The sequence below is a fragment of the Arthrobacter sp. genome (assembly GCF_031179985.1).
GTDB lineage: Bacteria > Actinomycetota > Actinomycetes > Actinomycetales > Micrococcaceae > Arthrobacter.
Genome location: NZ_JAPSHJ010000024.1, coordinates 1 through 7,639, shown reverse-complemented (window position 1 = coordinate 7,639; position 7,639 = coordinate 1). Strand labels below are relative to the sequence as shown.

The following is a 7,639-nucleotide window of genomic DNA, read 5'->3' as shown; positions in this document are numbered from 1 at the left end:
GCCGCCACTGCCGGCGCCGGCCAGGCCAATACGGGCCAGGCCGACGCCGAAACCGCCGCGCCACCCCTCAGTTCCTGATGCACACCACCTTGGGCTGCGTCATTTCCTCGTAGGCAAACCGCACCCCTTCCCGGCCCATGCTCCCGTATTTGGAGCCGCCGAACGGCATGCCGTCAAACCTGTAGTCGGAGGAGTCGTTGATCATCACGCCGCCGGCTTCCAAGCGCCGCGCCGCCTCCATTGCCGAAGCCAGGGAGTTGGTGAAAATACCGGCATGCAGGCTGAATTCGATCGCGTTGGCCAGTTCCAATGCTTCGTCCAGGGAATCGAACGGCTGGAGCATCACCACGGGCGCAAACACCTCCTCCTGCCAGAGCCGGGCATCCAACGGGACCTGTTCCAGGACGGTGGGCTGCAATACATTGCCATCCGCGCGGTTGCCCATCAAGAGCACGGCACCGGCAGCAACGGCGTCGTCGACCTTGCGCTGCACCTGACGCAACGCGTCCTGAGTGATCATCGGCCCGACGTCGCTGGTTTCCTCCAGCGGGTTGCCGGCCACCAGGACGCTGGTGGCAGCGAGGAACCTGCTGCGGAAATCCTCGTAAACCGGCCTCTGGACAAGTATCCGCTGGACCCCTACGCAGTTCTGGCCGGCTGCCCAGAAAGCCCCTGAAACGCAGGCATCAACGGCATCCTGGACGTCTGCATCAGCCAGCACCAGATTGGGAGCGTTTCCGCCCAGGTCCATGGACAGCTTTTTCAGCCCGGCCTCCCGCGCAATGGCCTCCCCAGTGGAGAACCCACCCGTGAAGGACACCATCCGTACATCCCGTGAGCGGACGACGGCGGCAACCACCTCCCGTCCTCCGTTCACCACTGCGATTACCTCCGGTGGCAGGCCGGCTTCGATGAGGGCGTCGACGAGGAGTTGGGCGGAGAGTGGAGTCAAAGCCGACGGCTTCAGGATCACTGAATTACCGCCTGCAATGGCTGGACCGATCTTGTGCGCCACGAGGTTCAGCGGATCGTTGAAGGGTGTGATGGCAGCGATGATTCCCAGCGGCTCCCTGCTGAACCAGCCGGTGCGGTTCTCCGAGCCCGCATAGGAATCGAACGGAATGACCTCGCCGGCATTGCTTTTTGCCTCCGCGGCTGAAAGCTGAAGGGTGTTGACCGCACGCACCACTTCCTTTCGGGCCTGGCGGATGGTTTTGCCGGCTTCGGCAACAATGGTGCGGGCGAATTCTTCACTGCGAACCTCAATCGCGGCCGCGGCGCCAGCCAGAATGGCTGCCCGGGCTGCGCGGGAGAGACCCCCTGCCAGCTTGGCGCCGCGACGGGCGGTCTCCAGAACGGCCTCTACCCCGGTCGCCGGGGTGACGCTCACGCTTCCCACCGTTCCGCCGTCGAACGGGCTGGTGACGTTGAGGTATTCGAGGGGAAGCCGTTCGGCCACGGCGCTACGCATTTGCCACGACCTTGGACGTTGAAGCCTGGGTGGTCATCCCCGCGTGCATGGCGATAATGTCCGAGAGCAGGGCATAGGCGGTCTCCACCCGGCCGGCGCCCGGGCCGGAAACGGTGACCTGCCCCAGGAGGTCGGTGGTGAAGGCCACCGCGTTCGTGGCGCCTGAAACCCCGGCCAGGCCGTGATCCAGAGGCAAGGCAACGGGCGCGACACCGGCTGTCACCGAGCCGTCAGCGTTTCGGCGGGCGGACCCCACCAGCTTCCACCGCTTTCCGTCCAGTGAGGCCTGGCGGACATCCTGGACTGTCACGGAGGAGATTCCCTGGCGGGCGATGTCGCGGAGTTCCAGGCCGGCGTCGAGGAGCTCGTTGGCCAGTATCAGCACTTTGAGCTGCACGTCGAAGCCCTCGACGTCGGCGCTCGGGTTGGCTTCGGCGTAACCCAGGTCCTGGGCTTCCCGGACGGCTTCCTGCAGGCCGAGCCCCGCTTCCATACGGCCCAGGACGTAGTTGCTGGTCCCGTTCATGATGCCTTCGAACCCGCCGAGGCGCAGCCCGCTGAACATTTGTTTGGCCAGCCGGATGACGGGAGTCCCGCTCATGACCGAGCCCTCGAACTCGAAGTGCACTCCCTGCCGCCGTGCCAACTCAGTCAGTTCGCGGCCACGCAGAGCCACCGGTCCCTTGTTGGTGGTGCACACGTGCTTGCCGGCTTCCAGAGCCCAGCGCACGTGCGAAACGGCAGGTTCGCCGTCGTCCGGGTTCGTGAAAGTGGCCTCGACGACGATGTCCGCCGAGCAAGTCTTGATGACCGCCTCATTATCGGGCGCTGCGGAGCCGCCATGCTGGGCGAACGACGCCCCGTCACCGGTGAGCCCGAGCGCAACGGCCAGGTCGATTCCTTCCGGCTGCACCAGCGAACCCAAACGGAGATCGGTGATGGCAACAATCCTCAAACCGAAGCCCAGTTCGGCTTCGAGGGAGTTGCCACGGGTGTGGATCAGCTCGGCCAGGGTCCGGTTTACGCCGCCAAAGCCAATCAAAGCAAGGTCATAGGTGGTCATGATGGTCTTTCTCAGGAGGGGTTGGTCCTTCCATGCTCGCTCCACCCTGGGTCAGCCGAACCATGTCTTTCTGCACCGGACACATGTCAGATCGACCATGCTCTGCGCACATTGGCCGGAGCCGACGCCCTCACGACGTGCAACATATGCATATTTGGATGTTTTTAATGACTGTTTCTCATGATTTGTGTTACTTTCATCACCTCTGGAAGTGCGGAGTCGGAGATTCCCTCACTCGCCGCGACCGGAGCCGGTGCAGCAAACGCTGGCATCCCCACCACTCCTGGGAGACCTCATGTCACTCTCTTCACCCACTGAGCTGGGTACTCAGGCCGCACCGCCGGCCATGCAAGAATCCGGATTGCGGCGCTCCATGGGCCCGCGCCACCTCGTGATGATCGCCATGGGGGGCGTCATCGGGTCGGGGCTTTTCCTGAGCTCCGGCTACACCATTTCGCAGGCCGGGCCGCTTGGCGCCGTTTTGGCTTACCTCGTGGGCGCCTTCATGGTGTATCTCGTTATGTCCTGCCTTGGCGAGCTGGCCATCGCCTATCCCGTCTCCGGCGCGTTCCACATCTATGCGGCGAGGTCCATCGGGCCAGCCACTGGCTTCACCACAGCATGGCTCTACTGGCTGTGCTGGGCGGTTGCCATCGGTTCCGAGTTCACGGCCTCCGGGCTCCTGATGCAGCGGTGGTTTCCGCAAGTGGACGTCTGGATCTGGTGCGTACTCTTCGCCGCAATCCTTTTCTCCCTCAACGCCATCTCATCGCGTGTTTTTGGCGAGTCGGAGTTCTGGTTCTCCATCATCAAGGTGGGCGCCATCGTCGTACTGATTGTGCTCGGTGGAGCAGCGCTCCTGGGGTTCCACCCCCTTGCCGCCGGCGGCGAACACCCCATGCTCTTCGAAAACTTCGCGACGACGTCGGGCCTCTTCCCCAACGGCTTCACCGGCGTGCTCGTGACCGCTCTCGCCGTCTTCTATGCTTTCTCCGGATCCGAACTTATTGGCGTGGCAGCGGGCGAGACGGCGAACCCGGAAACAAGCATTCCCAAGGCCATGCGCACCACCGTCATCCGCCTCCTGATCTTCTTCGTCGGTGCCATCGCTGTCATCGCCGCAACCATCCCTTATGAGCAGGTGGGACTGGACGAGAGCCCGTTCGTCACCGTCTTCTCCTCCATCGGCATTCCCTTCGCCGCGGACATCATGAACTTCGTCATCATCACCGCACTGCTTTCGGCCGGAAACAGCGGGCTGTTCTCCTGCGCACGCATGCTCTTCTCACTCTCCGAGGAGGGCCATGCTCCCAAAGCCTTCCGGCGACTGACCAAGCGCGGCATCCCCCTGCTCGCCCTGAGCGTCAGCATGGTGGGTGGCCTTGCCTCGCTGATCTGCAGCGTTGTCTCACCGGAACTGGTCTACCTGGCCTTGGTGTCCGTGGCCGGGTTTGCCGTGGTGGGAGTCTGGATGTCCATTACGGCATCCCACTTCTTCCACCGCAGGGCCTTCGTCCGGAACGGCGGGGACGTTTCCACACTCAGCTACACGGCGCCGTTGTACCCGTTGGTGCCCATCCTTGCGTTCAGCCTCTGCCTTGTATCCCTGGTTGGTATTGCCTTTGACCCGAACCAGATCTATGCCCTCTACTTCGGAATTCCGTTCGTCGTTGGCTGCTACGTGTTCTTCCACTTCAAATACGGCCGCTCCCGCCAGTTGGCCGCTGCGGCAAAGTAGCGGCTGTGCAAGAACCGGCTGTGCAAGAACCGGCTGTGTAAGAATAGGGCGTCGTCCCGCGGTGAGGAGCCACGAACATGGAAACTTCTGAAGTCTCATCCCTGGCACAGGGGCTTCGGATTGTCCGCATCGTCGCTGACCGTGAGAAGTGGGGCCGATCGCTGTACGGCGTTACCCATATCGCCGTCGAGCTCGGTATGGACCGCAGCAGGGTCTCGCGCTTGACCCAGGAACTCTGTGACCTGGATCTGCTGGAAAGGGTGGACCGGGGCCCTTTCCGCGCAGGTCCTGCATTCTTCTCGCTGGCGGCTTCCCTCAACGGCGGGTGGGTCAGCTCCTCAAGAGTGGAGCTCCAGCGGATAACCGCCGATCTCGGGCTCAGGGGCAGAGTGTCGGTCCGGGACGGCGCCCGTGTCATCCTTATCAGGTCCTCAAGTGACCATGGCCTCTCCGGGGGAATGATGCAACCCGGCATGATCACCCCCGTGTGGTGCACGGGATCCGGCCGGGCGCTGCTCTGGGATCACAGCGAGAAGGCGTTGCAGGAGCTGCTTGCGGACGTGGAGTTTATCGGCGTCGGAGGTCCGCAGGCAGCCCACTCCGCTGCAGACGTTTTGACGCTCATGGAGCGGGACAAGCCCAGGGGCGTAGTCCACGCTGTGGAAGAGTTCGAGCATGGCGTTCATGAGTTGGCTGTGCCGCTCCGGGATACGGCCGGCACCATCGTTGCTTCCCTCTGTGTTTTCGGGGAACGAAGGGAATTCGATGGCCGCACCGAGGAGATCGGTGCCGCCATTGAAGAATCCGCGCGACGGCTGTCTCAGCCGGGCTGACTGCTCCTTTGCGGCAATTTTTACTGCCGGCAGATCCTTGTGACCGTGTGAAGGCCGTGCCGATACTGGAAAGTGGAGGTTCCGGTTCGAGGTCTGGGGACAACATGAGCGAACTTGAAGAATTCCGGGCATCGGTGTTGCCGCGCCTGTAAGAAGCGGACACGGACCCGGCCCGTAAGCGCTATCCCCGTCAACGACTCAATGAGAACTTTCGGACCCGGTGGTAGCCTCATCACATGACTCCTCAGGACCTGGCCAACCTGGTTCTTTTGCGCCGTGCACGGGATCTGATGGACCGTGAGTACGCCCGCCCGCTGGACGTTCCCACCATGGCTCGCCAGGCACTAATGTCACCGGCGCACTTCTCCAGGCAGTTCCGCGAGGCCTACGGCGAAACCCCCTACAGTTACCTGATGACGCGCAGGATCGAGCGGGCAATGGCGCTCTTGCGGGCCGGATGGAGCGTTACGGACGCCTGTATGGAAGTCGGGTCCACATCGTTGGGCTCGTTCAGCGCGCGGTTCACGGAGATCGTAGGGGAGACCCCCAGCTCGTATCGTTCCCGGGAGCACTACGCCGTCGAGGCCATGCCCGCGTGCATTGCCAAGATCAGGACCCGTCCAGCCCGGTACGTGAAAAGCAGTATTCGAGAAGCGGTACCGGCAGCCTCGGACTAGCGTTGCCTTCATGACTATCGCACTCCAGTACTGCAATATCACTGTCAACGATCCCGAAGAGTCACTCGCGTTCTACTGTGACGCTCTCGGCCTTGAGGTCCGGAACGACGTCGCCCAGGGCGGCTTCCACTGGATCACCCTTGGAACGCCGGACCAGCCCGGCCTCGAGATCGTCCTGTCCTCGCCGCATGCGGGCCGTTCCCAAGCCGATGGAGACGCACTCCAGGAGCTCCTCGTCAAGGGTGTTCTCCCCATGCTTGTGTTCCGTACTGATGATCTGGACGGGTTGTTCGAGAAGGTCAGGGCCTCCGGTGCAGAGGTTATGCAGGAGCCCATCGACCAGCCATGGGGTCCGCGCGACTGTGCCTTCCGTGATCCTTCAGGCAACATGATTCGGGTTTCCCAGGCACCTGTCTAAAAGCAAAACCACAAGGGAAACGGCGACGGCGGCACCCGGCCTGGGCGCACGGGGCACTTGCTACTGGTCATGCGGTCGCTGCGGCCGCGGCTATGTGGAGCGCGTTTAGGGGTTCCCGTCCAAGGATGTCGGTGATGTCGGTGCCTGTTTCCTCAAGGAATCCGTGGCTCGCTGCGGAGTGTATGGACAGCAGCATAGGAGGCTGGAAGGGCAGCATCGCTGTGGAGTCCAGGGCCTGTCGTAGTTCGGTGAGCTTGACCGGCCGGTATTCCGCCCCCAGTGTGTCAGCTATGTTCTGCCCCGTGATGACGATGTTCCCGACGAGGTTATAGGTTCTGCCTCCGTGTATTCCGGGGTTCCGCGCGATAATTGCGGCTGCTTCTGCAAGATCCTGACGGGCGACGGCGGCGACGCCGCCGTGTCCGAATGGGGCAGAGATGACTCCTTCATGGGGAGCCAGGAGATGGCCGATCAACTCCGCGTAGAGACCGTTCCTCAAAATCGTCCACTGCGCCTTTCCGCTCTGAAGGCGGCGTTCTGTCCAGCGATGGGCCAACGCGAATCCCAAGTGATCGCCGGCCTCGGTGAGGCTCGTGTACACGATGTGCCTGACCCCGTCACGTTCGGCCGCCGTTATGGCGTTGTTGTGCCGGGTGATGACGACATCGTCTTCTTCAGTTCCGGCGGAGACCATTACCAGTGTCTCCACGCCCTCGAAGGAGATTGTTGCGGGGACGTCGAAGTCCAAGGCCCGAAGCTGGTCGCTGCTGCCGGGATGACGGGTTGCTCCGGTTGCAGCCGCTCCCGTCTGCGTGAGGTGTTGAAGGATTGCTTTGGCGAGGTGGCCGGAGGCCCCGGTTACGAGAATCATGGGCATGCTCATTTCACTGGTACTTTTCGGTAACTAGACTCATCTTCGGTAACTAGGCGAGAGCCCACAAGGAGGCACTTTGGTGTTAGGCAGTCACATGGAAGTAACCCCTGTCTTGGAACCCTGCGGCGAATCCGACCATCCAGACTGTGGAATCCGCGACGTTCTGGATCGAATCGGGGATAAATGGTCCGTGCTGGTCATCGTGGAGCTGGCCTCGGGCGTCCGGCGCTTTCGGGAGCTCCAGCGGGCCATCGAAGGGATTTCGCAGCGCATGCTGACCCTCACGGTGAGACGCCTCGAACGGGACGGCCTTGTCAAACGCACGGTCTACGCGACTGTCCCTGCCCAGGTCACCTACCAACTCACTGAGCGTGGAAGCAGTCTCACCCTGCTGGTCAAACAGCTCGCAGACTGGTCCTTGGAACACAAAGACTCCATAGGAGCATCACGGGAGCTATACGACCTGCAAAACCCTGACCAGCAGATCCGCTAACAAAGCCAATTTCGCCACGGTCTCCTTTGAGGAGCCATGCGCGCACGAGTGCTGGGATTGGTCCACCTAGGG

The 7,639-nt window shown here is 62.4% G+C and carries 8 protein-coding genes; 5 read left to right on the top strand and 3 right to left on the bottom strand.

Going from position 1 to position 7,639, the window contains the following annotated elements:
* Positions 1-67: 67 nt before the first annotated feature.
* Together RIN13_RS12390 and RIN13_RS12385 are read right to left on the bottom strand one after the other, a co-directional pair.
* Entirely contained in the window at positions 68-1,471 is a 1,404-nt protein-coding gene (locus tag RIN13_RS12390; protein ID WP_309107643.1) for an aldehyde dehydrogenase family protein, read from the bottom strand.
* On the bottom strand, positions 1,464-2,534 hold the full coding sequence (locus RIN13_RS12385) for a homoserine dehydrogenase (protein ID WP_309107642.1): 1,071 nt from the start codon (positions 2,532-2,534) through the stop codon (positions 1,464-1,466). The genes RIN13_RS12390 and RIN13_RS12385 overlap by 8 nt, the downstream gene beginning before the upstream one ends.
* A 295-nt stretch (positions 2,535-2,829) precedes the next feature.
* Between RIN13_RS12385 and RIN13_RS12380 the strand changes: the two genes are divergently transcribed.
* From RIN13_RS12380 to RIN13_RS12365, 4 genes are all read left to right on the top strand, one after another.
* Positions 2,830-4,272, top strand: coding sequence for an amino acid permease (locus RIN13_RS12380; RefSeq protein ID WP_309107641.1), 1,443 nt, complete (start codon positions 2,830-2,832; stop codon positions 4,270-4,272).
* A 77-nt stretch (positions 4,273-4,349) separates the two neighbouring features.
* The gene (locus tag RIN13_RS12375) at positions 4,350-5,105 is read left to right on the top strand and encodes an IclR family transcriptional regulator C-terminal domain-containing protein (protein WP_309107640.1); all 756 of its coding nucleotides are present in this window, start codon (positions 4,350-4,352) and stop codon (positions 5,103-5,105) included.
* 236 nt (positions 5,106-5,341) lie between these two features.
* Entirely contained in the window at positions 5,342-5,782 is a 441-nt protein-coding gene (locus RIN13_RS12370) for a helix-turn-helix transcriptional regulator (protein ID WP_309107639.1), read from the top strand.
* Between the two features lie 10 nt (positions 5,783-5,792).
* A complete protein-coding gene (locus tag RIN13_RS12365; RefSeq protein ID WP_309107638.1) occupies positions 5,793-6,200 on the top strand; it encodes a VOC family protein in 408 nt (135 codons plus the stop codon).
* Positions 6,201-6,267: 67 nt separating this feature from the next.
* On the opposite strand, the gene RIN13_RS12360 is transcribed toward RIN13_RS12365, so the two are convergent.
* Complete coding sequence (locus tag RIN13_RS12360) at positions 6,268-7,071, bottom strand: NAD(P)H-binding protein (protein ID WP_309107637.1); 804 nt, start codon at positions 7,069-7,071, stop codon at positions 6,268-6,270.
* Between the two features lie 97 nt (positions 7,072-7,168).
* On the opposite strand from RIN13_RS12360, the gene RIN13_RS12355 reads away from it, so the two are divergent.
* Positions 7,169-7,567 (top strand): helix-turn-helix domain-containing protein, encoded by a 399-nt coding sequence (locus tag RIN13_RS12355; RefSeq protein ID WP_309107636.1) that lies wholly within the window; start codon positions 7,169-7,171, stop codon positions 7,565-7,567.
* The last annotated feature ends 72 nt before the right edge of the window (positions 7,568-7,639 follow it).

Bases quoted from the DNA above. Each gene is read 5' to 3' on its own strand.
- RIN13_RS12370 (WP_309107639.1), top strand. From the start codon at position 5,342: ATGACTCCTCAGGACCTGGCCAACCTGGTTCTTTTGCGCCGTGCACGG.
- RIN13_RS12360 (WP_309107637.1), bottom strand. From the start codon at position 7,071: ATGATTCTCGTAACCGGGGCCTCCGGCCACCTCGCCAAAGCAATCCTT.
- RIN13_RS12365 (WP_309107638.1), top strand. From the start codon at position 5,793: ATGACTATCGCACTCCAGTACTGCAATATCACTGTCAACGATCCCGAA.
- RIN13_RS12385 (WP_309107642.1), bottom strand. From the start codon at position 2,534: ATGACCACCTATGACCTTGCTTTGATTGGCTTTGGCGGCGTAAACCGG.
- RIN13_RS12375 (WP_309107640.1), top strand. From the start codon at position 4,350: ATGGAAACTTCTGAAGTCTCATCCCTGGCACAGGGGCTTCGGATTGTC.
- RIN13_RS12380 (WP_309107641.1), top strand. From the start codon at position 2,830: ATGTCACTCTCTTCACCCACTGAGCTGGGTACTCAGGCCGCACCGCCG.
- RIN13_RS12355 (WP_309107636.1), top strand. From the start codon at position 7,169: ATGGAAGTAACCCCTGTCTTGGAACCCTGCGGCGAATCCGACCATCCA.
- RIN13_RS12390 (WP_309107643.1), bottom strand. From the start codon at position 1,471: ATGCGTAGCGCCGTGGCCGAACGGCTTCCCCTCGAATACCTCAACGTC.